Genomic DNA, 24,396 nt, shown 5'->3' with positions numbered 1-24,396 from the left:
GGAGGCGGCGGGTGCGGACACTCTTGCGGGGCGGGCGGGTCATCGATCCGGGGAGCGGGTTCGACGGCGTTGCCGACGTGCTCCTGTCCGAGGCCCGGGTCGAAGCCGTCGGCGCCGGGCTGGAACGGCCCGATGCCACCGAGGTCGACGTCAGCGGGCTCGTCGTCGGGCCCGGGTTCGTCGACTTGCACAGTCACGTGCACTCCGTCGCCGGGCAGCGGCTGCAGGCGATGGACGGCGTCACCACCGCGCTCGACCTCGAAGCCGGCCTGATGCCCGTCGAGCGGGCCTACGCCGAGGCCGCCGCGGCCGGGCGGCCGCTGCACTACGGCTTCTCCGCCTCCTGGGGCGCCGCCCGGGCGCAGGTGCTCGCCGGGATCGAGCCGGACGCGAACATCGACAGCGGCCTGGCCGTGCTCGGGAATCCCGCCTGGCAGCGGTCGTCGTCGCCGCGGGAGCTGGCCGCCTGGCTTTCCCTGCTGGACACCGAACTCGCGGCCGGCGCCCTGGGCATCGGCGTCCTCATGGGGTACGCGCCGCAGACCGCGCCCGCGGAGTTCCTCGCCGTCGCCCACCTCGCCGCGATGGCCGGCGTGCCGGCCTACACCCACGTCCGCGAGCTGGTCGAGGTCGATCCCGCGATCCCGGTCGACGGCTCGGCGGAGATCGCCGCCGCGGCGGGGGAGACGGGCGCCGCGATGCACCACTGCCACGTCAACAGCACCTCCGGCCACCACGTCGACCGCGTCCTCGCCACCCTCGACGACGCCCGGCGCGCCGGCTCCCGCGTCACCGTCGAGGCCTACCCCTACGGCGCGGGCAGCACCGCGGTCGGCGCCGCCTTCATCGAGCCGGACCGCCTGCGGATGAAAGGACTCCGCCCGTCGAGCGTGGTCATCCTCGAAACAGGGGAGCGTGTCCGCGACGAAGCCCGCCTGCGCCAGTTGCGCCGCGACGACCCGGGCGCGCCCTGCCTCCTGGAGTTCCTCGACGAAGGGAACCCCCGCGAACGCGCCCTGCTGCACCAGGCGCTCGCGTTCCCCGACGCGATCGTCGCCAGCGACGCGATGCCCGTCCACTGGCCGGACGGCCGCACCGAAAGCACCGAATGGCCGCTGCCGGCCGGCGGCACGACGCATCCGCGCACCGCGGGCACCTTCGCCAAGACCCTGCGGCTGATGGTCCGCGAAACGGCGGCGTGGAGCTGGCTCGAAGCGTTCCGGCGCTGTTCGTACCTGCCCTCGCGGCTGCTCGACGACGTCGCGCCCGCCGCCCGCGGCAAGGGCCACCTGGGCGCCGGGGCCGACGCCGACCTCGTCGTCCTGGACCCGGACCGGATCACCGACACCGCCACCTACGCCGAACCCACCCGGCCTTCGCTGGGCGTCCGGCACCTGTACGTCGGCGGGGTTCGGTTGGTCGCGGACGGACGGCTCGACGAGAAAGCGCTGCCCGGCAAGGCGCTGCGGGGTGAGCGCCGGTGAGCGACCTCATCGCCGGCCTCCTCGCCGGCCTCATTGCCGACATCGAAACGCTCGTCCGCTGCGAATCGCCGTCGTCGGACCACGAAGCCGTCGCACGCAGCGCCGAGGTCGTCGCCGGGATCGGCCGCCGGCTGCTCGGTGCCGAACCCGAGCGCCTGGTCACCGACGGCTGCACGCACCTGCGGTGGCGGTTCGGCGACGGCCCGCCGCGGGTCCTGCTGCTCGGCCACCACGACACCGTGTGGCCGCTGGGTTCGCTGCGGACGCACCCGTTTTCCGTCGAGGACGGCATCCTGCGCGGCCCCGGCTGTTTCGACATGAAGGCCGGCGTGGTGATGGCCCTGCACGCGGTCGCGGCGCTGCCGGACCGCGCCGGCGTGGCCATCCTCGTCACCGGCGACGAGGAGATCGGGTCGCCGCTGTCCCGGTCGCTCATCGAAGACGAGGCCCGCGGCTGCGACGCGGTGTTCGTGCTCGAAGCCTCGGCCGGCGGCGGTGCGCTGAAGACCCGCCGCAAAGGCGTTTCCCGGTACTGGATCGAGGTCGAAGGGCGTGCCGCGCACGCCGGTCTCGAACCGGAAAAGGGCGTCAACGCCGGGATCGAGGTCGCGCACCAGATCCTCGCGGTGGCCGCGCTCGCCGACCCGGACCGCGGCACGACCGTCGTCCCCACCGCGCTGAGCGCCGGCACCACGACCAACACCGTGCCGGCCGCGGCGACCGTCGCGGTCGACGCGCGGGTCTGGGACGCGGCCGAGCAGGACCGCGTCGACCGGGCCGTGCGGAGCCTGGCGCCGGTGCTGCCGGGCGCGCGGATCCGGATCGGCGGCGGCATCAACCGGCCGCCGCTGCAGGCGGCCGCGTCGGCGGAATTGTTCGCGCTCGCGGGCGAACTGGCCGGCGGGCTGGGCCTGGGGCCGCTGACCCAGGCCGCGGTCGGCGGTGCCTCGGACGGCAATTTCACCGCGGGACTGGGCATTCCCACGCTCGACGGCCTCGGCGCGGTGGGTGGCGGCGCGCACGCCGACGACGAACACGTCGTCGTCGGCGAGCTGCCGCGGCGCACCGCGTTGCTCGCCGCGCTCACCGAAACCGTTCTGCGGCAGGGGACTTCGTCCGCGCGGACGAACACCCCGGGGGAATCCCGTGCGGGACAACGGTGACCCGGGCCGGCTGTCCGGAAAGGATGGTGGGGTGACAGAAGTCGTGACGAACACAGCCCCGCCGCTGCGGGACGAGGCGGCCGCCGCGGCGGCCGGCGCCGCCAGGGCCTCGGGGGTCCACGTCCGGACCCTGACCGAGGTCGCCGAGCTGGCCGCCGTGTCCCGCCTCTTCGAGTCGATCTGGCAACGCGCCCCGCGGAACCCGCTGGTGACGGGCGAACTGCTGCGGGCCATGGTCTCGGCGGGCAACTACGTGGCCGGGGCGTTCGACGGGCCCGAGCTGCTCGGCGCCTGCTTCGGGTTCTTCGGCGAACCGGCGAAGGGAGGACTGCACAGCCACATCGCCGGCGTCGCGACGCCCGGGCACGGCCGCGGCATCGGCTTCGCGCTCAAGCTGCACCAGCGCGCGTGGGCGCTGGAGCAGGGCGTCGCGACGATCTCCTGGACGTTCGACCCCCTGGTGCGCCGCAACGCCCACTTCAACCTGACCAAGCTCGCCGCCCGCCCGGAGCGCTACCTGCCGGACTTCTACGGCCCGATGACCGACGGCCTGAACGGCGCGGGCGACACCGACCGCCTGATGGTCGCCTGGGACCTGGCGAGCCCGCCCGTCCGGACGGCCGCCGCCGGCCGGCCGGGCCGGGTGGACGTGGCGGCGCTGCGTGCCCGCGGCGCCGCGGTCGCACTGGCGGCGGATCCCGGCGGCGCGCCGGTGACCGGTCCCGCGGACGCGCCGGTGGTGCTGGTCGCCGTGCCGCCGGACGTCGAGGCGCTCCGGCGCACCGACCCCGGGCAGAGCCGGGCGTGGCGGGTCGCCGTGCGGGAGGTGCTGGGCGGCCTGCTCGCCGAGGGCGCCTCGGTCACCGGATTCGACCGGGCCGGCTGGTACGTGATCGCCAGGGAGTCCTCGTCGTGAAACTCACCGGTGTCGAAGTCCTCCGCGTGCGGATGCCCCTGGTCGCCCCGTTCCGGACGTCGTTCGGCACGCAGGCCGACCGCGACCTGCTGCTCCTGCGGGCGGTGACGTCCGAGGGCGAAGGCTGGGGCGAGTGCGGGGCGATGGCCGGCCCGCTCTACTCCTCGGAGTACATCGACGGCGTCGAGCACGTGCTGCAGGCCTTCCTCGTCCCGGCGCTGCTGGCCGCCGGGGACCTGACGGCGCACCGCGTGGCGCCGCTGCTGGCGAAGTTCAAGGGCCACCGGATGGCCAAGGCCGCGCTGGAGATGGCCGTGCTCGACGCCGAGCTGCGCGCGCACGGCCTCTCCTTCGGCACGGCGCTGGGGTCCACAAAGGACTCCGTGCCGTGCGGGGTGTCGGTCGGGATCATGGATTCGGTCCCGCAGCTGCTGGACGTGGTCGGCGGCTACCTCGACGCCGGCTACCTGCGGATCAAGCTGAAGATCGAACCCGGCTGGGACGTCGAGCCGGTCCGCGCGGTCCGCGAGCGCTTCGGCGACGAGATCCTGCTGCAGGTCGACGCGAACACGGCGTACACGTTGTCGGACGTCCCGCAGCTGCAACGGCTGGACCCGTTCGGGCTGCTGCTGATCGAGCAGCCCCTGGAAGAGGAGGACGTGCTCGGCCACGCCGAGCTGGCCCGGCACCTCCGCACGCCGATCTGCCTGGACGAGACCGTCGTGTCCGCGCGGTCGGCGGCCGACGCGATCAAGCTCGGCGCCTGCCGGATCGTCAACATCAAGCCGAGCCGGGTCGGCGGCTACCTGGAGGCGCGGCGGGTGCACGACGTCTGCGCCGCGCACGGCATCCCGGTCTGGTGCGGCGGGATGCTCGAAACCGGCCTGGGCCGCGCCGCCAACGTCGCGCTGGCGTCGCTGCCCGGGTTCACCCTGCCCGGCGACACCTCGGCGTCGGACCGGTTCTACCGCACCGACATCACCGAACCGTTCGTGCTCGAGGCCGGGCGGCTGCCGGTGCCGGCCGGGCCCGGGCTCGGCGTCACCCCGATCCCCGAGCGGCTGGCCGAGGTCACCACCGCGAAGTCCTGGCTCGCCTAGCGCATTGAGAGGCTCCCCATGTCGAAACTCCCCGAACTCTCCGCCTGGCTGCACACCCGGCTCCCCGCCCTGCTGGCCGAGTACCACGTGCCCGGTGCGGCCGTCGCGGTGTACGCCGGTGGCGAGGTCATCGACCACGCCGCCGGGGTGCTCAACCGGGGCACCGGCGTCGAAGCGGACGCCGACTCCCTGTTCCAGATCGGCTCGATCACCAAGGTCTGGACGACCACCCTGGCCATGCAGCTGGTCGACGACGGCGTCCTCGATCTCGACCAGCCGGTCCGGAAGTACCTGCCGGAGTTCGTGCTCGGCGACGCCGCCGCCGCCGCGCGGATCACCGTCCGGCAGCTGATGTGCCACACCGCCGGCTTCGAAGGCGACATCTTCACCGACACCGGCCGCGGCGCCGACTGCATCGAGAAGTACGTGGCCACCTTGGGCGACGTCCCGCAGCTGTTCCCGCCCGGCGAGATGTTCTCCTACAACAACGCCGCGTTCTGCGTGCTCGGCCGGGTCGTGGAAGTCCTGCGCGGCAAGACCTACGACGAATGCCTGCAGGACCACCTGTTCACCCCGCTCGGCCTGACGCACGCGGCGCCGAGCCCGTACGAGGCGATCCGGTTCCGCGCCGCGCTCGGGCACCTGACGGCCGAGCCCGGCACCGACCCGGAACCCACGGGTACCTGGGCGCTGACGCCGTCCAACGCCCCGGCCGGCTCGATGCTCGCGATGCGCCCGCGGGACCTGGTCGCGTTCGCCGCGATGCACCTGCGGGACGGCGAAGGGCCCGACGGCACGCGCGTCCTGAGCGCCGAGAGCGCCCGCGCCATGCGGGAACGCCTGGTGGAACTGCCCGACCTCGGCCTCTTCGGCGACGCGTGGGGCCTGGGCTGGTCCCTGTTCGACGCGCCCGGCGGGCCGGTGGTCGGCCACGACGGCGGCACGATCGGCCAGTCCGCGTTCCTCCGGCTGGCTCCGGAGCACGACGTCGCGGTGGCCCTGCTGACCAACGGCGGCGACACGATCGCCGTCTACACCGAGGTCGTCGGGCACCTCCTGCGCGAGCTGACCGGGATCGAGCTGCGGGTGCCGCCGGTGCCCGACCCGGCCGCGCCGCGCTTCGACGCCTCGCGGTACGTCGGCGAGTACTCGTCGTCGGTGGCGGACATCGTGGTCAGCCAGGACGACGACGGCCGCGTCTGGGTCGAGCGCGTCCCGAAGGGGATCTTCGCCGAGCTGGCCAAGCCGGAGAAGACGGAGCTGGTCGCGCTGAACGGCGACACGCTCATCCTGGCCGAGCCGATGCAGGGCATGTACATCCCGCACGCCTTCGTCGGGGACGACGGCACCGGCCGCGCGCTGTACCTGCACACCGGCCGCGCCGACCGGCGGGTGACGGCGTGAGCACCGTCGAAGCGGAGATCGCCGCCGTCTTCGCCGAGGCGGGCGCGCGGGGCTTCCTGCACGCGCGGGAGATCGGCGGCGGGCCGGAGGTGGCCGTCGGCGCGGACGACCCGGTGGTGCTGGCGTCGGTGTTCAAGATCCCGGTCGCCGTCGCCTACGCGCGGGAGGTGGCCGCGGGCCGGCTGGACGAGACGGCCCGGACCCGCGTCGGGCCGCGCTACCGCATCGGCGGCATCGGCACCGCGGGCTGCGCCGACGACGTCGAGATGAGCTGGCGCGACCTCGCGCTGTTCATGCTGACGATGAGCGACAACGCGGCCACCGACGTCGTCTACCACCGGGTCGGGGCGGAGGCGGTCGACCGCGTGCTGACCGACCTCGGCCTGCGCCGCACCCGGCTGATCGGCTGCTGCGAGGACCTGTTCGCCTCGGTGCTCGCGGACCTCGGCGCGGCCGAAGGCGCCGACCTCGACGCCGTGTTCGCGGGCGCGACGCCCGAGCAGACGCGGAAGCTCGCGGTGCTGGACCCCGAGCGCACCACGTCGTCCACCCCGCGCGAGATCACCGAGCTGCTCGACGCGGTGTGGACCGGCCGCGCCGGCGACCCGGCGGCGTGCGAACGGGTGCGCTCGATGATGGCGCGGCAGATCTGGCCGCACCGCCTCTCGGCCGGATTCCCTTCCGACGTCGCGATCGCGGCCAAGACCGGCACCCTGCCGGCGGTCCGCAACGAAGCCGGCGTCGTGTCGTTCCCGAACGGCCGCCGCTTCGCCGTCGCGGTCTTCACCCGCGCGGACTCCCTGGCCGAGCGCCAGCCCGCCGTCGATGCGGCGATCGGCCGGGCCGGCCGGCTCGCCGTGGACCACCTCCGGAAGGAAACCCCATGACCCACACACGGACGGCGGTGGTCCTGCTCGGCGCGCTCGCCCTCGCGGCGACGGCCTGCGGGGGACCGGGTGACGCCGGCGCGACCGGTGGCACCCTCGCCGACGGCAAGACCTTCACCCTCGGGATCGCCTCCGACCCGGGCAACCTCGACCCGCACATGTCGGTGCTCTCGGTCACCGGCCAGGTCGACCGGTTCCTCTACGACCCGCTGCTCGACCTCGCCCCCGACGGCAAGCCGCTGCCCTCGCTCGCCGAAAAGTGGGACGCCACGACGACCACGGCGTCCTTCACCCTGCGGCCCGGCATCACCTGCGCCGACGGCGCCCCGCTGACCGCCGCCGACGTCGCCGCGAACATCGCGTTCGTCGGCGATCCGGCGAACAAGTCGCCGTACTCCGGGCTGACGATCACGCCGGGCACCAAGGCCACCGCCGACGAAGCCACCCGGACGGTCACCGTCACCAGCGGTGCGCCCGACGCGTTCCTGCTCCGCAACGTCGGCAGCCTGCCGATCGTCTGCGGCAAGGGCCTGGCCGACCGGAAGCTGCTGGCCACGGGCGGCAGCGGCACCGGCATGTTCGCCGTCACCGAGGTGGTGCCGAACGACCACTACACGTTCACCCGCCGCAAGGACTACACCTGGGGCCCGGGGGACTGGCAGGCGCAGCAGCCCGGCCTGCCGGACAAGGTCGTCGCCCGGGTCATCCCGAACACCTCGACGGCGACCAACCTGCTGCTGTCCGGCGAGCTGAACGCCGGCCAGATCAACGGACCGGACGGCCAGCGCCTCGAAGGGCGGAAGCTCTTCCACGCCGACTTCCTCGCCCCGCTCGGGGAGATCTTCTACAACCAGGCCGCCGGCCGCCCCGGCCAGGACGAGGCCGTGCGGCGCGCGCTCACCCAGGCCCTCGACCTGGCCCAGCTCGGCAAGGTGCTGACCAACGGCACCGGCAAGCCGTCGCAGAGCCTGGTCACCGCCGACCCGAAGGCGTGCTCCGGCGACACCGTCACCGGCCACCTGCCGAACCACGACCCGGCCGCCGCCGCGTCCGCCCTGGACGCGGCCGGCTGGAAGGCGGGCGCCGACGGCGTGCGCGTCAAGGGCGGCAAGCGTCTCGCGCTCACCGTGCTCTACGGCACCCAGCTCGGCCCGACGATGGCGCCGACCGCGGAACTGGCCCAGCAGACGTGGAAGTCCCTCGGCGCCGACGTCACGCTCAAGGCCGTCGACAGCCCCGGGCTGTCCCAGGTGCTGTTCGGCACCGGCGAGTGGGAGGTCTCCCTCGGACCGCTCGGGCTGACCCTGCCCAGCCAGCTGGTGCCGTTCGTGTCCGGCCCGGCCGCGCCGGACGGGACCAACTTCGGCCACATCGCCAACCCCGAGTACGACCGGGGCGTGAAGCAGGCGGCCGCGATGGCCGGTGCGGCCAGCTGCCCGGCCTGGGAGGCCGCCGAGACCGCGTTGGTCAAGCGCGTCGACGTGGTGCCCTACATCGACTCCGTCGTGCCGATCTACGCGAACGGGACGCGGTTCGACGTCAGCCAGGGCAGCGTCACGCCGTCGTCGATCCGGATGTACGCGCGATGACGACGGCGGCGGTGGCGGCGCCCGCGCGGCCGCGCGGCGGAGGATGGCCGGCGTTCGCCGCGCGGCGGCTGACCCGGTTCGCCGTCTCGCTGTGGGCGCTGGTCACCGCGGCCTTCCTGATGATCCACCTGGTCCCGGGCGATCCCGTGCGGGCCGCGCTCGGGATGACGGCGCCGGCCGAGCTGGTGCGGGCGAAACGGCTGGAGCTCGGCCTCGATGACCCGCTGTGGGTGCAGTACGGGCGCTACCTGCGTGGCCTGGTCACCGGCGACTTCGGCACGTCGATGGGCAGCGGCCAGCCGGTGACACAGGTGATCGGCGACCGGCTGCCGGCCACCCTGGGGCTGGCGATCCTGGCCTTCGCGGTGGTGCTGGTCGTCGCGATCCCGGTCGGCGTGGTCTTCGCGGTGCGGACCCGCGGCGGCCGCCGCCGGGGCACCGAGCTGGCCTTCACCTCGGTGAGCGTCTTCCTCGCGGCCGTCCCGGAGTTCCTGGTCGCGGTGGCGCTGGTGGCCTTGCTCGCGGTCGGCCTCGGCTGGTTCCCCGTAGCCGGCGGCGACGACGCGAGCGCGTACGTGCTGCCGGTCGCGGCCCTCGCGGCCGGGCCGTCGGCCGTGCTCGCACGGATGCTGCGGGTGGAGCTGCTTTCCGTGCTGGGCGCCGACTTCGTCCGCACCGCGCGGGCGAAGCGGCTGCCCGCGCGGCTGGTCTACGTCCGGCATGCGCTGCCGAACGCGCTGACCGCGACGCTGACCCTGGGCGGCCTGATGCTGACCGGGATGGTCGCGGGCACGGTGCTGGTGGAGAACGTGTTCGCCTGGCCCGGCCTCGGCTCGACGATCGTGCAGTCGATCCTCCAGAAGGACTACCCGCTGGTCCAGGGGATCGTGCTGGTCTACGGCGTCGGCGTGCTGCTGGTGAACCTGCTGGTCGACGTCGTGCTCGGGCTGCTCGACCCGCGCTCGGCCATTCGGGAGGCGTGAGATGGCTCGACGCGGGACGTGGACGGCGGCCCTGCGCACGCCGGTGGGCGCGTGTTCGGCGGTGCTGCTGGCCCTGGTCGTCGTCCTGTCGGTGCTGGCGCCGCTGCTGTGGGGTGACGGCGCGGCCGCGATCGACACCGACGCGATCGGCCAAGGCCCGTCCGGGGCGCACCCGTTCGGCACCGACTCCCTCGGCCGCGACCTGCTGCTGCGCACCCTGGTCGCGACCCGGCTCTCGGTCGGGCTGGCCGTGCTCGCCACCGCGATCGGCGCCGGCACCGGTGTCGTCCTCGGGACGCTGCCGGCCGTGCTGCCGCGCCGGGCGGCCCGGCTGCTGATCGCGGTCGTCGACATCGCCGTCGCCTTCCCCGGGCTGCTGCTGGCCCTGTTCCTGGCGGTCATCTTCGGCGTCGGCACGCACGGCGCGGTGCTGGCCATCGGCTTCGCGACGGCGCCGGCGTTCGCCCGGCTCGTGCAGACGCTCTCGGCGTCGGTGAGCGGGCGCGACTTCGTGGCCGCGGCCCGGATCGCCGGCGTCGGCCGGATCCGGCTGCTGGTCCGGCACGTGCTGCCGAACATCGGCGAGCCGCTCGTCGTCAACGCCACCATCGGCGCGGGTTCGGCGCTGCTGGCCTTCGCCGGGTTGTCGTTCCTGGGGATCGGCGTGCAGGCGCCGGACTACGACTGGGGACGGCTGCTGCGCGAAGGGCTGGACGGCATCTACGTCAACCCCGCGGCCGCGCTCGCGCCCGCCGCGGCGGTGGTGCTCGCCGGGCTGGCGTTCAACCTGGTCGGCGAGACGGTCGCCGCGGTGGTCGGGGTCCGCACGCGGCTGACCCGGCGCGCCGCGCCGCCCGCCCCGGCGGAACGGCCGGCCCTTCCGGAGCCGCCCGCGGACGCCGTGCTCGTGGTGGACAACCTGCGGGTGGCGTTCCCCGGTCCGAACGGCTGGACGGTTCCGGTGCGCGGAGTCAGCTTCAGCGTCCGCGCCGGCGAAGCGATCGGCGTGGTCGGCGAATCCGGCTCCGGCAAGAGCCTGACCGCGCTGGCCGTGTCCCGGCTGGTCGAGGCCCCCGGCGTGGTCACCGCCGACCGGCTCGAGTTCGCCGGGAAACCCCTGGCGACCGCGTCGGACCGGGAGCTCGGCACGGCGCTGGCCATGGTGTTCCAGGACCCGATGACGTCGTTCAACCCCGCCCGCCGCGTCGGCGGGCAGCTGGCCGAGGTGTCGGAGCGGCACCACGGCCTGTCGCGGCGGCAGGCGTTCGCCCGCGCGGTGGACCGGCTGGCCGCGGTCCGCGTCCCGGCCGCCGAACGGCGAGCCCGGCAGTACCCGCACGAGTTCTCCGGCGGGATGCGGCAGCGGGCGATGATCGGCATGGGCCTGATGGGCCGCCCGAAGCTGATCGTCGCCGACGAGCCGACGACCGCGCTCGACGTCACCGTGCAGCGGCAGGTGCTGCGCCTGCTGGCCCGCACGCGGGAAACCGAGGGCGCGGCGATCCTGCTGATCAGCCACGACATCGCCGTCGTTTCCCAGACGTGCGAACGGATGCTGGTGATGTACGCCGGCCGGGTCGTCGAAGACCTGCCGACCGGCGCGCCGGCGCAGCACCCGTACACGCGGGCGCTGCTGGCGGCCACGGTCGACCTCGACACCGACCGCGACCGGCCCCTGGAGGTGATCCCCGGCCGCCCGCCGGAGCCCGACCAGGTGCCCGGCGGGTGCGCGTTCGCCGCCCGGTGCCCGCTGGCCTCCGACCGCTGCCGCACCGAGGACCCGGTGCTCGAGCCGGCGGGGAAGGGGCACCGGGTCGCCTGCTGGCACCCGCAGGTCACCGTCCTTTCCGGACAGTCGCACGAGGAGGGGGCCGCATGAGTGAGCCCGCGGACGAATCATCCAACACTGCGCCTGCCGCTCAGGCGGCGCCGAGCGTCAGCGAGGCGCGCGCATGAGCGCCTTGGAGTTCGACGGCGTGAGCGTCCGCTACGGCCGGCTGACCGCGGTCGACGGCGTCAGCCTGACCGTCCCGTCCGGGCAGGTCGTCGGCCTGGTCGGCGAGTCCGGCTCCGGCAAGTCGACGCTCGCGCGGGCGGCGGCCGGGCTCGCGCCGGTCAGCGCCGGGCGGGTGCTGCTCGACGGCACCGACGTGCGCCGGCTGCCGCGGCGGCGCCCGCTGCAGATGGTGTTCCAGGACCCGTATTCGTCGCTGGACCCCCGGATGGCGGTCGGCGAGTCGATCGCCGAGGCGATGCCGCCGGGGACCTCCCGCGTCGAGCGGCGGGCCGAAGTCGCCCGGCTGCTCGAACTGGTGAATTTGGACCCGGACCGCGCCACGGCGCTGCCCGGCCGGCTCTCCGGCGGGCAACGGCAGCGCGTCGCGCTCGCCCGGGCCCTCGCGGGCCGGCCGAAGGTACTGATCGCCGACGAGATCACCTCGGCGCTCGACGTCTCGGTGCAGGGCGCCGTGCTCAACCTGGTCCGGGACGTGCAGCGGCGGCTTGCGCTGTCGATGCTGTTCATCTCGCACAACCTCGCCGTGGTGCGGTACGTCAGCGACGTCGTCGCGGTGATGTACCTGGGCCGGATCGTCGAGGCCGGGCCGGCCGAGCAGGTCCTCACCGACCCGAAGCACCCCTACACGCGGGACCTGCTGGCCGCCGCGCCCTCGGCCCGCCGGAACCTGCTCGACGACACCGGCGACGACGCGCTCGCCGACACCGAACCCGCCGACCCGCACCACCCGCCGTCCGGCTGCCGCTACCACCCGCGCTGCCCGATCGGGCCGCTCGTGCACCCGGACCGCACCGCCTGCGTCACCGCCGACCCGGCCGGCGCGGCCGCGGACCGGCCCCACTCCGCGGCGTGCCACTACGCCGCGAGCCATCCCACGAGGAGATCCGCATGACCCGACGTCCCGGCATCGACGACCTGTACGCCTTCGAGTTTCCCGAGCAGCCCGCGCTCTCGCCCGACGGCACGCGGATCGCCTACGTGCTGCGCACCGCCGACCGCGGCCAGGACGAGGACACCCGGTCCCTTTGGCAGGTCGCCACCGGGAGCGGGCCGGCCCGCCGGCTGACCCGCGGCCGGGCGGACCTGGCGCCGGCGTGGTCGCCGGACGGCACGCGGCTGGCCTTCCTGCGCGCCCAGGACGGGCCGCCGCAGCTGTGGCTGCTGCCCGCCGACGGCGGCGAGCCCGAGCAGGTCACCACGCTCCCGCTCGGCGCGGGCACCCCGGTGTGGCGCCCCGACGGCGCCGAGATCGCCTTCGCCGCGCCGATCGACCTCGACGCCGGCGAAGGCGACGACGACGCGGCCCGGGCCCGTCGCGCGAGCGCGCCCGTGGTCGCCGACCGCCTCGACTTCAAGGCCGACGGCGCCGGGCTGCTGCGGACGCTGCGCAAGCACGTCCACGTCCTCGACGTCGCCACCGGCGAGGTCCGCCGGGTGACGTCGGGGAACTGGCACGCCGGCGATCCCGCCTGGTCGCCGGACGGCCGGCTGCTGGCCTTCCCGGCCGGCCCGGACGCCGACGCCGACCTGACCTTCCGGTCCGCCGCGTACGTCGTCGAGCCCGGCGACCGCGCGGCCGAGCCGCGGCGGATCGGTGCCGGCGACGGCATGTGCGGCGCGGTCGCCTGGACCGCCGACGGCACCGCCCTGCTGGCGGTCGGCCGCCGCGACACCGCGCCCGGGCACCTCGGGCTGCTGCGGATTCCGCTGGACGGCGGGGAAACCACCGACCTGGCCGCCTCGCTGGACCGGAACGTCATGCCGGGCGGCCCGGGTTACCCCGGCGCGCTCCCGCAGCTCTCGGGCAGCACCGTGCTGTTCTGCGTCCGCGACCGCGGATACACCCACCTGTACGCGATCGGCGAGGGCGGCGAGCCGCGGCTCGTCACCGGGGCCGCCGGAACCGCCGTGGCCGGCGTGTCCGTCGCCGGGACGACGGCGGCGATCGTGCTCGCGACGACGTCGTCGTACGGCGAAATCGCGACGGTCGACCTCACCGGGGGAGCGGTGGAGGTGCGCACCTCGCACGGGGACGCCGAGCTCGAGCCGTTCCGCCACGAGGAGCGGGAGTTCACCGTCTCCGACGGCACGGCCGTGTCCGGCTGGCTGCTGCGCGACCCCGCCCGCACCGGCCCGCGGCCGCTGCTGCTGGACATCCACGGCGGCCCGCACAACGCCTGGAACGGCACCGCGGACGCCGTGCACCTCTACCACCAGGAGCTCGTCGCGCGTGGCTGGGCGGTGCTGCTGCTCAACCCGCGCGGCAGCGACGGCTACGGCGAAGCGTTCTACACCGCGGCGGTCGGGGCCTGGGGCCTCGCCGACGCCAAGGACTTCCTCGAGCCCCTCGACGACCTCGTCGCCGAGGGCGTGGCCGACCCGCGCCGGCTCGCGGTCGCGGGCTACAGCTACGGCGGCTACATGACCTGCTACCTGACCAGCCGGGACGACCGGTTCGCCGCGGCCGTCGCGGGCGGGGTCGTCAGCGACGTCGTCAGCATGGCCGGCACGTCCGACAGCGCCCACTACCTCGGCGTCGCCGAGCTCGGCGCGATCCCGGCGGAGAACCGGGCGCACTACGCGGCCCTTTCCCCGCTGGCGCAGGTGGAAAAGGTGCGCACGCCGACCCTCGTGGTGCAGGGCGCCGACGACGAGCGCTGCCCGGCCGGCCAGGCCGAGCAGTGGTTCACCGCGCTGCGCGAGCAGGGCGTGCCGACCCGGATGGTGCTCTACCTGGGCGCGTCGCACCTGTTCATCCTGGACGGGAAGCCGTCCCACCGCGCGGACTTCAACCGCCGCATCGTCGACTGGGTCGAGCAGCACGCGGGCGAGCCGGGCAAGCCGGCGCGGGTACCGCTCGACGCCGCGCACTGGCGGCGGCGCCTGGCCGAGCTCGCCCGCAAGCACCGCGTTCCCGGGGCGCAGCTGGGCATCCTGCGCGGCGACGACCAGGTGGTGGCCAGCCACGGCCTGCTGAACACCGCGACCGGGGTCGAGGTGACCGACGACTCGGTGTTCCAGATCGGCTCGATCACCAAGGTCTGGACGGCCACGGTGGCGATGCAGCTGGTCGACGAGGGCCTGCTGGACCTGGACGCGCCGGTCGCCGACGTGCTGCCCGAGCTGCGCCTGGCCGACCCCGACGTGACGAAGCAGGTCACCCTGCGCCACCTGCTCACCCACACGAGCGGCATCGACGGCGACGTCTTCACCGACACCGGCCGCGGCGACGACTGCGTGGAGAAGTTCACCGGCCTGCTCGACCAGGTCGCGCAGAACCACCCGCTCGGGGCGACGCTGTCCTACTGCAACTCCGGGTTCGTGCTGGCCGGCCGCGTGATCGAGAAGCTCACCGGCCAGACGTGGGACGCGGCCCTGCGCGAGCGGCTGTTCACCCCGCTCGGCCTGACCCGCACGGGCACGCTCCCGGAGGAGGCGCTGCTGCACCGCGCGGCGATGGGTCACGTCGCGGCGGGCGACGGTGCTCCGTCGCCGGCTCCGGCGTGGGGCCTCCCGCGCTCGGCGGGCCCGGCGGGCCTGATCACGGCTCCGGCGGCGGACGTGCTGGCCTTCGCCCGGATGCACCTGGCCGGCGGCCGCGACGCGCTGTCCGAGGCGTCGGCGGCGGCGATGACCGAGTGGCAGGCGGACATGCCGGACAAGCACACGCTGGGCGACTCGTGGGGCCTCGGCTGGATCCGCTTCGACTGGGACGGCCACCGGGTGATCGGCCACGACGGCAACACGATCGGCCAGTCGGCGTTCCTCCGGCTGCTGCCCTCGCACGGCCTGGCCGTCACCCTGCTCACCAACGGCGGCAACACGCGCGACCTGTACGAGGAGCTGTACCGCGAGATCTTCGCGGAGCTGGCGGGGGTGGCTCTCCCCGCGCCGATCGCACCGGCCGCCACGCCGCCGCCGGTCGACGCCGCGGAGTTCGTCGGCGTCTACGAGCGCGCGTCGATGCGGATCGAGGTCTTCGAAGGGGAGTCCGGGCTGCGGATGCGGCAGACGATCACGGGCCCGATCGCGGCCCTGGTCCCGGAACCGACGACGGAACACGACCTGATCCCGATGGGCGGCTCCCGGTTCGCCTTCCGCGAGCCGGGCGCCAAGTCGTGGATCTCGGCGACGTTCTACACGCTGCCGACGGGCGAGCGGTACCTGCACAGCGGCGTCCGAGCCACCCCGAAGGTGCCGGCATGAGCCGGGTCACGTCGGGGAACACCGGCGGAGGCGGGGCGTTGTAAGGGGTGTCGGTACGGCGGTGTCCCCGGGCCTCACCCCTCGCCGTCACGGAAAACCAGTCCGGCTGGAGCCGTGTCGAGCCTTCCGCCGCGAGGCGACCCCCGTACCGGCCCCGAACTCCCGCTTCCGCTCGCAGGTCTCCCCCCAGCCTTCGCCGAGCGGAAGCGGGACTTTTTTGCATGCCGGCCGACGTTTGAAGGGTCGGCCCGGCGCGGGGGACTGCCGCAGGAACGGGGGGGATCGGGTGCGCCTCGCGCTCGGTTGTGCTTTGGCTCACCCGGGTTCCGGCGCGCTTTCCCCGGGCGCGGCTTGGCTTGTGCCGGCCCGGAGCGCCGCGGCCCGGCGAGGCTTGGCCGGCCCGGGCCTGGCCCACCCGGGGCGCGGCCGGCGCGGCCTGGCCCGGACCCCACCCGGGCTCGGCCCGGCGCGGCCTGGCTTGGACCCCACCCGGGCTCGGCCCGGCGCGGCCTGGCTTGGCCCAGCCCAGCCCAGCCCAGCCCATAGGCAGCCCTCGCCCCGGCCCGGACCCCGGCTCCCCTGCCCCGGGCGGAGCGGATCCTCAGTGCTCCGAAGTGGACGGTGCCGGCCCCCGGCGGATCAGCCAGCTGCCCGCGAACGCCAGCAGGCCGACGATGCCGGCGACGATGAACGCCGCTCGCAGGCCGGCCGCGTCCGGGCTGCCCGCCGTCGTGTCGTGGCTGCCCAGGGTGGCGATGGTCACGAACATCGCGGTACCCAGGGCGCCCGCGACCTGCTGCAGCGTCGAGAGGATCGCGCTGCCGTGGGAGTACAGGTGGCCCGGCAGCACGCCGAGCGACTCGGTGAACAGCGGCGTCATCATCAGGCCGAGGCCGGCCATCATCAGCACGTGGATGCCGATCACCGCGATCAGCGGCGAGTCCGGGCCCAGTACCGCGAACAGCCACAGCGAAGCGGCCATCGCCGCCGCGCCCGGGATGACCAGCGGGCGGCCGCCGACCTTGTCGAACAGCGCGCCGACCGGGCGGCCGAGCAGGCCGAGCACCAGGCCGCCGGGCAGCATCGCCAGCCCGCTGACGAACGCGCTGGCGTGCAGCACCGTCTGCAGGTACAGCGGCAGCATGATCGCCGCCGCGCCGATCAGGCACACGAACAGCAGCGCCGTCAGCACCAGGGCGACCACGAAACTGCGGTGGGTGAACGGCCGCAGGTCGAGCAGCGCCCGGTCCTGGCGCTGCAGCCGCAGCTGGCGCCAGACGAACACGGCCAGCGCGGCGACTCCGGCCACGACCGGCACCCAGCCCGGCACCAGCGGCTCGGCCCCCGCCTGCTCCCCGCCGGCGGACAGGCCGTACAGCAGCCCGCCGAACCCGATCGCCGACAGCAGGACCGACGGCACGTCCAGCGGCACCCGGCGGCGTTCGCCGTCCAGCCGCAGCAGCAGGGCGCCGGTCACCAGCGCGGCGATCGCCAGCGGCAGCACGATCCAGAACATCCAGCGCCAGCCCAGCGAAAGCACCGCGCCGCCGATGGTCGGCCCGATCGCCGGCGCGACCGCGATCACGATGGTGATCGTGCCCATCGTCGCGCCGCGCCGCTCCGGCAGCACCAGCCGCATCACCGTCGTCATCAGCAACGGCAGCATCACCGCCGTGCCGCACGCCTGCACCACCCGCCCGGTCATCAGCAGCGCGAACCCGGGCGCGAGCGCGCTCACCAGCGTGCCCAGGCTGAACGCCGACAGCGAGAACAGGAACACCTGCCGCGGCGAGAACCGCTCCAGCAGGAACCCGGTGGTCGGGATGACCACGGCCATCGTCAGCAGGAACCCGCTGGTCAGCCACTGCACCGTGGTGGTCGGCACGCGCAGGTCGACGGTCAGGTCGCGCAACCCGACGCTCAGGATGGTCTCGTTGAGGATCATCACGAACGCGGAAAGCACGAGAACCCCGATGAGGAGCCCCGAGCGCGCCGGAGCGCGGTGCAGGCCGGAAGGCGGGGTGGAGACGGTTTCGGTCATCGGGGTGGGACTCTCCTGGTCGGCCGGGACGGCCGCGATGCACACGGGACGTCCTTCGCAGTGTGCCCGTTTCGGACCGGTTCTGTCAGGCGGTTTTCGGTACACCCGACCCCCTGCGAGCCCGCTCCGGACGTCCGATATGCTTCCGCCAGTACGAAGTTCCGCAGCGCGCGATTAGCTCAGCGGGAGAGCGCTTCCCTGACACGGAAGAGGTCACTGGTTCAATCCCAGTATCGCGCACCACGAGTCCACCCCCGGATTTCGTGAAGTTCGTACGCCGGGCGATTAGCTCAGGGGGAGAGCGCTTCGTTCACACCGAAGAGGTCACTGGTTCGATCCCAGTATCGCCCACGCGATTCACCGGAAGCCCCGTCCACGGACGGGGCTTCCGGCGTTTGATCCACTTCGGACCGTGGTGGTCACAGCAGGCGGCGTTGCAGCACGTCGGCCAGCACCGTGCCGGCCAGCTTCGTCAGCTCTTCCGGGGCCGGCCGGGTGTTCCGGCGGCGGCCCGCGAAGAGCAGGTGGGCCGCGCCGATCAGCGACAGGGACAGGGATTCCGCTTCGGCGTCCGCCGCGATGCGGCCCTGTTCGCGCTCGGCCGACAGGTACGTCGTGAGCATCTCCCCGGCTTCCACCAGAAGGGGTAACCCGCCGGCCGTGCGGCGCAGGCGGGCGCGGAGTTCGTCGCGGAAGAAGATCAGGCTCGCCAGGGCCACGGTGACCGGGTCGAAGAACTCGGTGAGGGCGTCGACGATGTTGGCCACCACCGTCCGGGTGCCGGCCGCCGCGTGCAGGAGGGCCGCCTGGTCGGCCAAGCGGGTGATGCGGTCGCGGACCAGGTCGGCCAGGAAGTCGTCGAAGTCGGCGAAGTGGCGGTGCAGGACGCCCTTCGCGACGTCGGCCTCCGTGGTCACCGCGCGGCTGGTCAGCCCGTTCGGGCCGTCGCGGAGGAGGACCCGCCCGGCCGCGTCGAACAGCTGCTTGCGCACGTCGCGCAGGTGGACCCCGGTCGGCATGCGCCCATTCTCCGGTACGGCCGGTGGTTGTCCTAGTGGGCGAGTGCCCATTAGAGTGGGCGCATGCCCACTCAACCGCATGAAGCCCGTTCGATGGCGGAATCCTTCGGGAGCGACGCCGAACGCTACGACCGCGCCCGGCCGGAGTACCCGCGCGAGCTGGTGGACCGGATCGTCGCCGCGAGCCCCGGGGGCGACGTCCTCGACGTCGGCTGCGGGACCGGGATCGAGGCCCGCCAGTTCCGGGCCGCGGGCTGCCGGGTGCTCGGCGTGGACCCCGACGCGCGGATGGCCGCCTTCGCCCGCCGCGGCGGAATCGAGGTGGAGACGGCGAAGTTCGAGGACTGGGAGCCCGCCGGGCGGACCTTCGACGCCGTCGTCGCCGGGCAGGCGTGGCACTGGGTGGACCCGGTCGCGGGTCCGGCGAAGGCCGCCCGGCTGCTGCGGCCCGGCGGGCTGCTCGCCGTGTTCGCCCACGCGTTCCAGCCGCCCGCGGAGGTGGCGGACGCCCTCGCCGCGGCGTGCCGGCGGGTCCTGCCGGGCCTGCCCTTCGCGGCGGAGTCCCGGCCGGCCGGCGACCTCTACGACGTGATGTTCGCCGGCTTCGCCGACGCGCTCGCGAAGGCGGACGGCCTCGGCGACCCGGAGCGCTGGCGGTTCGCCTGGGAGCGGACGTACACGAGCGAAGAGTGGCTGGACTTCCTGCCCACGACCGGCGGCCTGACGCGGGTCCCGCCGGCCGAGCTGGCCGAGGTGCTGGCCGAGGTCGGCGCGGCCATCGACGGGCTCGGCGGGAGTTTCGTGCTGCCGTACACGACGCTGGCCGTCGTTGCGTCGAAGGCTTGACAAAAAAAATTGTCGGTGAGACCTTGGTGGCAGCCGGCCCGAGCCGGACGTCCTCCGGTCCGACCCGGGAGTCACCCATGTCCTTTCAGGCCTACCTCGACAACGCCGAGAAGCAGACCGGCATCACCCCGCGCGGCTTCCTCGACCTGGCGGCCGACAAGAACCTCACGAAGCACGGCGAGCTCGTCGCCTGGCTCAAGACCGAACACGCCCTCGGCCACGGCCACGCGACGGCCATCGCCCGCCTGGTGACGAAGGGCCCCGAGTTCGTCGCCGAGCACCACACCGACGGCACCCTCCACCTCGACGGCCTGGCCGCCCGCCCCTGACCGGGCGGCCCCGCCGAGATGCCCCGCCAATCACGCGAGTTCCGCGCCCGATCACGCGAGTTCCGCGCCCGATCACGCGAGATCCGGGTTTCCGCCGGCCTCAGGCGGGCGCGATCGGCCCGAGGAACGTCCCGCCCGACACGTCGAGCGTGCGCCCGGTGATCCACCGCCCGTCCGGGCCGGCGAGGAATCCCACGACGTCGGCGACGTCCTCCGGCTCGCCGATCCGGCCCAGGGCGGTCATCGCGGTGAGGCCGGCCGCCGCCTCCGGGATGGCCAGCAGGGGCTCCGTCATGTCCGTGCGGATCGGGCCCGGCGCGACCGTGTTCACCGTGATCCCGCGGTGGCCCAGCTCGTTCGCCAGCGTCGGGGCGAGCGCTTCGACCGCGGCTTTGCTGATCGTGTAACCGATCTGGCTCTGCACCGCGATCCGGCCGGCCATCGAGCCGACCGTGACGATCCGGCCGCCGTCGTTCAGCAGGGGCAGCAAGCGCCGGATCAGCAACGCCGGCGTCTTGACGTTGATGGCCAGCAGGCGGTCCAGTTCCTCCTCGGTCAGCTGCCCGATCGTGCTGTGCGAACCGATGCCCGCGTTGTTGACCAGGACGTCCAGGCCGTCGCCGAACTCCGCGGCGACCGCCTCCGCCAGCCGGTCGACGGCGCCGGCTTCGCCGAACCGGGCCGCCACGGGGAACGCGCGACCACCCGCGGCCTCGATCAGCGCGACGGTTTCCTTGGCCGCCACGTCGTTGCCGCCGTGGTGCACGGCGACCACGGCGCCGTCCGCGGCCAGCCGCCGGGCGATCGCCCGGCCGATGCCCCGCGAAGCTCCCGTCACCAAGGCGTTCCTGCTCGTCATGTCCACTCCTGCGGGTCGCGGCCGGACCGTGGTGGCCCGGCGTCGACCCGAAGGTTTCCGCCCGGTGCTGACCGGACGCGCACCGTGCGCGCACCACCGGGCCGGCGGCGGTGCGCGCCCGGTCAGCGGGCCGCGGCAGCGGGCTCCGGACGAGCCGCCGTGGGCACCGCCGGGGACCACCGGGGCAGGAACGCGGCGACGGCCAGGGCGATCAGCGCGGCCGCCGACCCCATCCCGAGCACCAGCCGGAAGCCGTTCTGCGACGGCAGGGTGGCCGGCCCGAACGAGGTGGTCAGCCGGGCCAGGACGAGCCCCGCGGTGGCGCTGGAGACCGACGTCCCGATCGAGCGCATCAGCGTGTTGAGGCTGTTGGCGGCGGCGGTTTCCGACACCGGCACCGCTCCCATGACCAGCGCCGGCATGGCGCCGTAGGCGAGCCCGATCCCCGCGCCGATGACGCACGAAATCAGCACCAGGTGCCAGGTCGCGCTCATCAGGACGACGCCGAGGCCGTACCCCACCGCGACCACCACCGCGCCGAGCATCAGCGTGGTCTTCGGCCCGCGGGTCCGGGTGATCCGCGCGGACACCGGCGCCAGCGCCATCATGACCAGCCCGGACGGCGCCATCACCAGGCCGACGACGAGCATCGACCGGCCCAGGCCGTACCCGGTGGTGGCCGGCAGCTGCAGCAGCTGCGGCAGCACCAGGGACATCGCGAACATCGAGAAGCCGAACACCGCGGACGCGATGTTCGTCAGCAGCACCTGGCGCCGCGCGGTCGTCCGCAGGTCCACCAGCGGCTGCCGGGTCCGCAGCTCCCAGCGGCCCCACAGGAGCAGGACGACGACGGCGGCCGCGAACAGCCCGAGCGTCGCGCCGCTGCCCCAGCCCCAGTCGGCGCCCTTCGAGATGGCCAGCAGCAGGCACACCAGCGCGACCGACAGCCCGGCCGCGCCGGGCACGTCGAACCGGCCGCCGGTGCGGACCGGCGACTCCGGCACGAGCGCGACGACCAGCGCGGTCACGACGACGCCGAGCCCGGCCGCGGTCCAGAAGAGTGCGTGCCAGTCGGCGTTTTCGGCCAGCAGCGCCGCCGCGGGCAGGCCCAGTGCGCCGCCGACACCGAGCGACGCGCTCATCAGCGCGGTGGCCGAGCCGAGCCGTTCGGCGGGCAGTTCGTCGCGCATGATGCTGATGCCGAGCGGGATGACGCCGGCGGCGAGGCCCTGCAGGGTCCGCCCGGCGACCATCGGCACCAGGGTGTCGGAGAGCGCGCCGATCGCCGAGCCCACGACCAGCGCGCCGAGGCTGATCAGCAGCATCCGCCGCTTGCCGTACATGTCCCCGAGCCGGCCCATGGTCGGTGTCGCCACCGCGCCGGCGAGCAGGGTGGCGGTGATGGCCCAGGTGGCGTCGGCGGGGGAGGCGTGCAGCAGCCCGGGCAGCGCCGGGATCAGCGGGATGACCAGCGTCTGCATCAGCGAGACGGTGATGCCCGCGAGGGCGAGGACCGCGACGACGAGGTTCGCCCGCGGCGACGCCTCCCCGGCGGCTCTGGATGGTCCGGGCACGTGCGGTCCTCCGGTGTCGGATGGCCAGGTCAAATTAAATCAGTTGCTTGACTCAGCGTAGCAGTCTTCGGTTGACTGATCACGAACTGACGGCCACCGCGGAGGACCGATGACGACTACCGCCGAGATCCCCGAGTTCCCGATGCCGCGGGCCGAGGGCTGCCCGTTCGACCCGCCGCCCCGGGCCCGTGCCTTGCAGGCGGAAACCCCGCTCGCGCGCGTCCGGCTGTGGGACGGCAGCACGCCGTGGCTGGTGACCCGCTACGCCGAGCAGCGCGCGCTGCTGGCGGATCCGCGCGTCAGCGCCGACGTCACCCGGCCCGGCTACCCGAGCCCGGCGCCGCTGCCGAAGGGCGGCACCGGCATCAGCTTCATCCTGATGGACAACCCCGAACACGCGCGGCTGCGCAAGATGGTGACCGCGCCGTTCACGATCCGCCGGGTCGCCGCGATGCGCCCGGCGGTGCAGAAGATCGTCGACGACCTGGTCGACGAGCTGCTGGCCGGCCCGAAACCGGTCGACCTCGTCGAGGCGTTCGCGCTCCCGGTGCCGTCACTGGTGATCTGCGAGCTGCTCGGCGTCCCGTACGCCGACCACGGCTTCTTCCAGGAGAACAGCAAGGTCATCATCCGGCGCGACGCGAAGCCGGAGGAGCGGGCGGCCGGCCACCAGGCGCTCGTCGGCTACCTCGACCGGCTGGTGGGGGAGAAGCTGGCGGCGCCGTCCGGCGACCTGCTCTCCGGGCTCGCCGCCCGCGTCCACGCCGGGGAGCTGTCCCGCACGGAGGCGGCGCAGATGGGCGTGCTGCTGCTCATCGCCGGGCACGAGACGACGGCGAACATGATCGCGCTCGGCACCCTCGCGCTGCTGGAGCACCCGGACCAGCTGGCGCTGCTGCGGGAGTCGGAAGACCCGGCGCTGGTCGCGTCGGCGGTCGAAGAACTGCTGCGGTACCTGAACATCACGCACAACGGCCGCCGCCGCGTCGCGCTGGAGGACATCGAGGTCGGCGGCGGGACGATCCGCGCGGGCGAGGGCCTGATCCTGGCCAACGACGTCGCCAACCGCGACCCGGAGGCGTTCCCCGGCGGCGACCGGCTGGACCTCACCCGCGACTCGCACCGGCACGTGGCCTTCGGCTTCGGCGTCCACCAGTGCCTCGGCCAGCCGCTGGCCCGGCTGGAGCTGCAGGTCGTCTACAGCACGCTCTACCGGCGGATCCCGACGATGGCCCTGGCCACCGACGTCGGGCGGATCCCGTTCAAGCACGACGGCTCGGTGTACGGCGTCTACGAGCTGCCGGTCACCTGGTAGCTCAGACGCTCCGCAGCACCGACACGACCGCGCCGAGGATGACGGCGCGGTCGCCGTCGATGACGTCGTAGGCCGGGTTGCGCGGCTCGAGGTAGACGTGCCCGTTGCGGCGGCGGTACACCTTGACGGTCGCCTCTTCGTCGATCATCGCGGCGACGATCTGCCCCGAGTGGGCCTCGGACTGCTGCTTCACCACGACGATGTCGCCGTCGCAGATGGCCGCGTCGATCATCGAGTCCCCGCGGACGCGCAGCCCGAAGACGGTGCCGCGCCCGGTGAGGTCGCGCGGCAGCTTGAGGACGTCGTCGGTGTGCTCGATGGCCGAAATCGGCGTGCCGGCGGCGATGTCGCCGACGACCGGCACGGGCACCGAATCGCCGTCTTCGGGGGCGGCGGTACCCTGCAGGAACGCACGCACGTCCATCGGCCGCGAAACGCCGGCGCCGCGGCGCAGGTACCCCTTGTCTTCGAGGCTCGCCAGGTGCTTCGACACCGACGACGTCGACTGCAGGCCGACGGCCTCGCCGATCTCCGTGGTGCTGGGGGAGTAGCCGTACCGGACCACCCAGTCCCGGATCGCCACCAGGATCTTCTGCTGCCGCTCCGGCAGGGCCGAGGGGTCGAGGTGCTCGAACGTGTCGTCGTAGGTGGTCACGGCCGTGAT

19 protein-coding genes and 2 tRNA genes are annotated in these 24,396 nt (G+C 74.0%); 16 read left to right on the top strand and 5 right to left on the bottom strand.

Annotation, left to right across the window (positions count from 1 at the left end; genetic code table 11):
* The first annotated feature begins 11 nt into the window (after positions 1 to 11).
* The 11 genes from C2L59_RS38200 (at position 12) to C2L59_RS38150 (ending at position 15,749) form a co-directional block, all read left to right on the top strand.
* A complete protein-coding gene (locus C2L59_RS38200) occupies positions 12 to 1,484 on the top strand; it encodes an amidohydrolase family protein (protein ID WP_233223915.1) in 1,473 nt (490 codons plus the stop codon).
* The gene (locus tag C2L59_RS38195) at positions 1,481 to 2,647 is read left to right on the top strand and encodes a M20 family metallopeptidase (protein ID WP_233223914.1); all 1,167 of its coding nucleotides are present in this window, start codon (positions 1,481 to 1,483) and stop codon (positions 2,645 to 2,647) included. The genes C2L59_RS38200 and C2L59_RS38195 overlap by 4 nt, the downstream gene beginning before the upstream one ends.
* Positions 2,648 to 2,678: 31 nt before the next feature.
* The gene (locus tag C2L59_RS38190) at positions 2,679 to 3,563 is read left to right on the top strand and encodes a GNAT family N-acetyltransferase (RefSeq protein ID WP_103354464.1); all 885 of its coding nucleotides are present in this window, start codon (positions 2,679 to 2,681) and stop codon (positions 3,561 to 3,563) included.
* Positions 3,560 to 4,663 (top strand): o-succinylbenzoate synthase, encoded by a 1,104-nt coding sequence (gene menC / locus C2L59_RS38185; RefSeq protein ID WP_103354463.1) that lies wholly within the window; start codon positions 3,560 to 3,562, stop codon positions 4,661 to 4,663. The genes C2L59_RS38190 and menC overlap by 4 nt, the downstream gene beginning before the upstream one ends.
* Positions 4,664 to 4,681: 18 nt before the next feature.
* Positions 4,682 to 6,067 (top strand): serine hydrolase, encoded by a 1,386-nt coding sequence (locus C2L59_RS38180; RefSeq protein ID WP_103354462.1) that lies wholly within the window; start codon positions 4,682 to 4,684, stop codon positions 6,065 to 6,067.
* Positions 6,064 to 6,954, top strand: a complete 891-nt coding sequence (locus tag C2L59_RS38175; protein ID WP_199199483.1) for a serine hydrolase — start codon at positions 6,064 to 6,066, stop codon at positions 6,952 to 6,954. The genes C2L59_RS38180 and C2L59_RS38175 overlap by 4 nt, the downstream gene beginning before the upstream one ends.
* Positions 6,951 to 8,543, top strand: coding sequence for an ABC transporter substrate-binding protein (locus C2L59_RS38170; RefSeq protein WP_103354461.1), 1,593 nt, complete (start codon positions 6,951 to 6,953; stop codon positions 8,541 to 8,543). Before C2L59_RS38175 ends, C2L59_RS38170 begins: the two co-directional genes overlap by 4 nt.
* Positions 8,540 to 9,526: an ABC transporter permease gene (locus C2L59_RS38165; RefSeq protein ID WP_103354460.1), complete on the top strand. Its 987-nt coding sequence runs from the start codon at positions 8,540 to 8,542 to the stop codon at positions 9,524 to 9,526. Before C2L59_RS38170 ends, C2L59_RS38165 begins: the two co-directional genes overlap by 4 nt.
* 1 nt (position 9,527) lies before the next feature.
* Positions 9,528 to 11,405, top strand: coding sequence for a dipeptide/oligopeptide/nickel ABC transporter permease/ATP-binding protein (locus C2L59_RS38160; RefSeq protein ID WP_103354459.1), 1,878 nt, complete (start codon positions 9,528 to 9,530; stop codon positions 11,403 to 11,405).
* A 73-nt stretch (positions 11,406 to 11,478) separates the two neighbouring features.
* Positions 11,479 to 12,435: an ABC transporter ATP-binding protein gene (locus C2L59_RS38155; RefSeq protein WP_103354458.1), complete on the top strand. Its 957-nt coding sequence runs from the start codon at positions 11,479 to 11,481 to the stop codon at positions 12,433 to 12,435.
* Positions 12,432 to 15,749 (top strand): serine hydrolase, encoded by a 3,318-nt coding sequence (locus tag C2L59_RS38150; protein ID WP_103354457.1) that lies wholly within the window; start codon positions 12,432 to 12,434, stop codon positions 15,747 to 15,749. Before C2L59_RS38155 ends, C2L59_RS38150 begins: the two co-directional genes overlap by 4 nt.
* Before the next feature lie 601 nt (positions 15,750 to 16,350).
* On the opposite strand, the gene C2L59_RS38145 is transcribed toward C2L59_RS38150, so the two are convergent.
* Complete coding sequence (locus tag C2L59_RS38145; RefSeq protein WP_103354567.1) at positions 16,351 to 17,790, bottom strand: DHA2 family efflux MFS transporter permease subunit; 1,440 nt, start codon at positions 17,788 to 17,790, stop codon at positions 16,351 to 16,353.
* Between the two features lie 168 nt (positions 17,791 to 17,958).
* On the opposite strand from C2L59_RS38145, the gene C2L59_RS38140 reads away from it, so the two are divergent.
* Positions 17,959 to 18,033, top strand: a tRNA-Val gene (locus C2L59_RS38140).
* Between the two features lie 36 nt (positions 18,034 to 18,069).
* Positions 18,070 to 18,141, top strand: a tRNA-Val gene (locus tag C2L59_RS38135).
* A 68-nt stretch (positions 18,142 to 18,209) separates the two neighbouring features.
* Here C2L59_RS38135 and C2L59_RS38130 read toward each other — a convergent pair.
* Entirely contained in the window at positions 18,210 to 18,809 is a 600-nt protein-coding gene (locus tag C2L59_RS38130; protein WP_103354456.1) for a TetR/AcrR family transcriptional regulator, read from the bottom strand.
* A 93-nt stretch (positions 18,810 to 18,902) separates the two neighbouring features.
* On the opposite strand from C2L59_RS38130, the gene C2L59_RS38125 reads away from it, so the two are divergent.
* Together C2L59_RS38125 and C2L59_RS38120 are read left to right on the top strand one after the other, a co-directional pair.
* Complete coding sequence (locus C2L59_RS38125) at positions 18,903 to 19,655, top strand: bifunctional 2-polyprenyl-6-hydroxyphenol methylase/3-demethylubiquinol 3-O-methyltransferase UbiG (RefSeq protein WP_103354455.1); 753 nt, start codon at positions 18,903 to 18,905, stop codon at positions 19,653 to 19,655.
* A gap of 77 nt (positions 19,656 to 19,732) precedes the next feature.
* Positions 19,733 to 19,984 (top strand): DUF4287 domain-containing protein, encoded by a 252-nt coding sequence (locus C2L59_RS38120; RefSeq protein ID WP_103354454.1) that lies wholly within the window; start codon positions 19,733 to 19,735, stop codon positions 19,982 to 19,984.
* Positions 19,985 to 20,084: 100 nt separating this feature from the next.
* On the opposite strand, the gene C2L59_RS38115 is transcribed toward C2L59_RS38120, so the two are convergent.
* Positions 20,085 to 20,843 (bottom strand): SDR family NAD(P)-dependent oxidoreductase, encoded by a 759-nt coding sequence (locus C2L59_RS38115; protein WP_103354453.1) that lies wholly within the window; start codon positions 20,841 to 20,843, stop codon positions 20,085 to 20,087.
* Positions 20,844 to 20,965: 122 nt separating this feature from the next.
* Positions 20,966 to 22,417, bottom strand: coding sequence for an MFS transporter (locus tag C2L59_RS38110; protein ID WP_103354452.1), 1,452 nt, complete (start codon positions 22,415 to 22,417; stop codon positions 20,966 to 20,968).
* A 109-nt stretch (positions 22,418 to 22,526) separates the two neighbouring features.
* Here C2L59_RS38110 and C2L59_RS38105 point away from each other — a divergent pair, with 109 nt between their 5' ends.
* Entirely contained in the window at positions 22,527 to 23,732 is a 1,206-nt protein-coding gene (locus C2L59_RS38105) for a cytochrome P450 (protein WP_103354451.1), read from the top strand.
* Between the two features lies 1 nt (position 23,733).
* On the opposite strand, the gene lexA is transcribed toward C2L59_RS38105, so the two are convergent.
* Entirely contained in the window at positions 23,734 to 24,387 is a 654-nt protein-coding gene (gene lexA, locus C2L59_RS38100) for a transcriptional repressor LexA (RefSeq protein WP_103354450.1), read from the bottom strand.
* Positions 24,388 to 24,396: the final 9 nt, after the last annotated feature.

The organism is Amycolatopsis sp. CA-128772, assembly GCF_002904295.1.
Classification (GTDB): domain Bacteria; phylum Actinomycetota; class Actinomycetes; order Mycobacteriales; family Pseudonocardiaceae; genus Amycolatopsis.
Note: the sequence above shows the minus strand (reverse complement) of the source record. Positions and strands in the feature narration are given on the sequence as shown.

Coding starts and splice junctions, on each gene's coding strand:
- C2L59_RS38180 (WP_103354462.1), top strand. CDS start 4,682: ATGTCGAAACTCCCCGAACTCTCCGCCTGGCTGCACACCCGGCTCCCC.
- C2L59_RS38170 (WP_103354461.1), top strand. CDS start 6,951: ATGACCCACACACGGACGGCGGTGGTCCTGCTCGGCGCGCTCGCCCTC.
- C2L59_RS38165 (WP_103354460.1), top strand. CDS start 8,540: ATGACGACGGCGGCGGTGGCGGCGCCCGCGCGGCCGCGCGGCGGAGGA.
- C2L59_RS38160 (WP_103354459.1), top strand. CDS start 9,528: ATGGCTCGACGCGGGACGTGGACGGCGGCCCTGCGCACGCCGGTGGGC.
- C2L59_RS38155 (WP_103354458.1), top strand. CDS start 11,479: ATGAGCGCCTTGGAGTTCGACGGCGTGAGCGTCCGCTACGGCCGGCTG.
- C2L59_RS38150 (WP_103354457.1), top strand. CDS start 12,432: ATGACCCGACGTCCCGGCATCGACGACCTGTACGCCTTCGAGTTTCCC.
- C2L59_RS38145 (WP_103354567.1), bottom strand. CDS start 17,790: ATGACCGAAACCGTCTCCACCCCGCCTTCCGGCCTGCACCGCGCTCCG.
- C2L59_RS38130 (WP_103354456.1), bottom strand. CDS start 18,809: ATGCCGACCGGGGTCCACCTGCGCGACGTGCGCAAGCAGCTGTTCGAC.
- C2L59_RS38125 (WP_103354455.1), top strand. CDS start 18,903: ATGGCGGAATCCTTCGGGAGCGACGCCGAACGCTACGACCGCGCCCGG.
- C2L59_RS38120 (WP_103354454.1), top strand. CDS start 19,733: ATGTCCTTTCAGGCCTACCTCGACAACGCCGAGAAGCAGACCGGCATC.
- C2L59_RS38115 (WP_103354453.1), bottom strand. CDS start 20,843: ATGACGAGCAGGAACGCCTTGGTGACGGGAGCTTCGCGGGGCATCGGC.
- C2L59_RS38105 (WP_103354451.1), top strand. CDS start 22,527: ATGACGACTACCGCCGAGATCCCCGAGTTCCCGATGCCGCGGGCCGAG.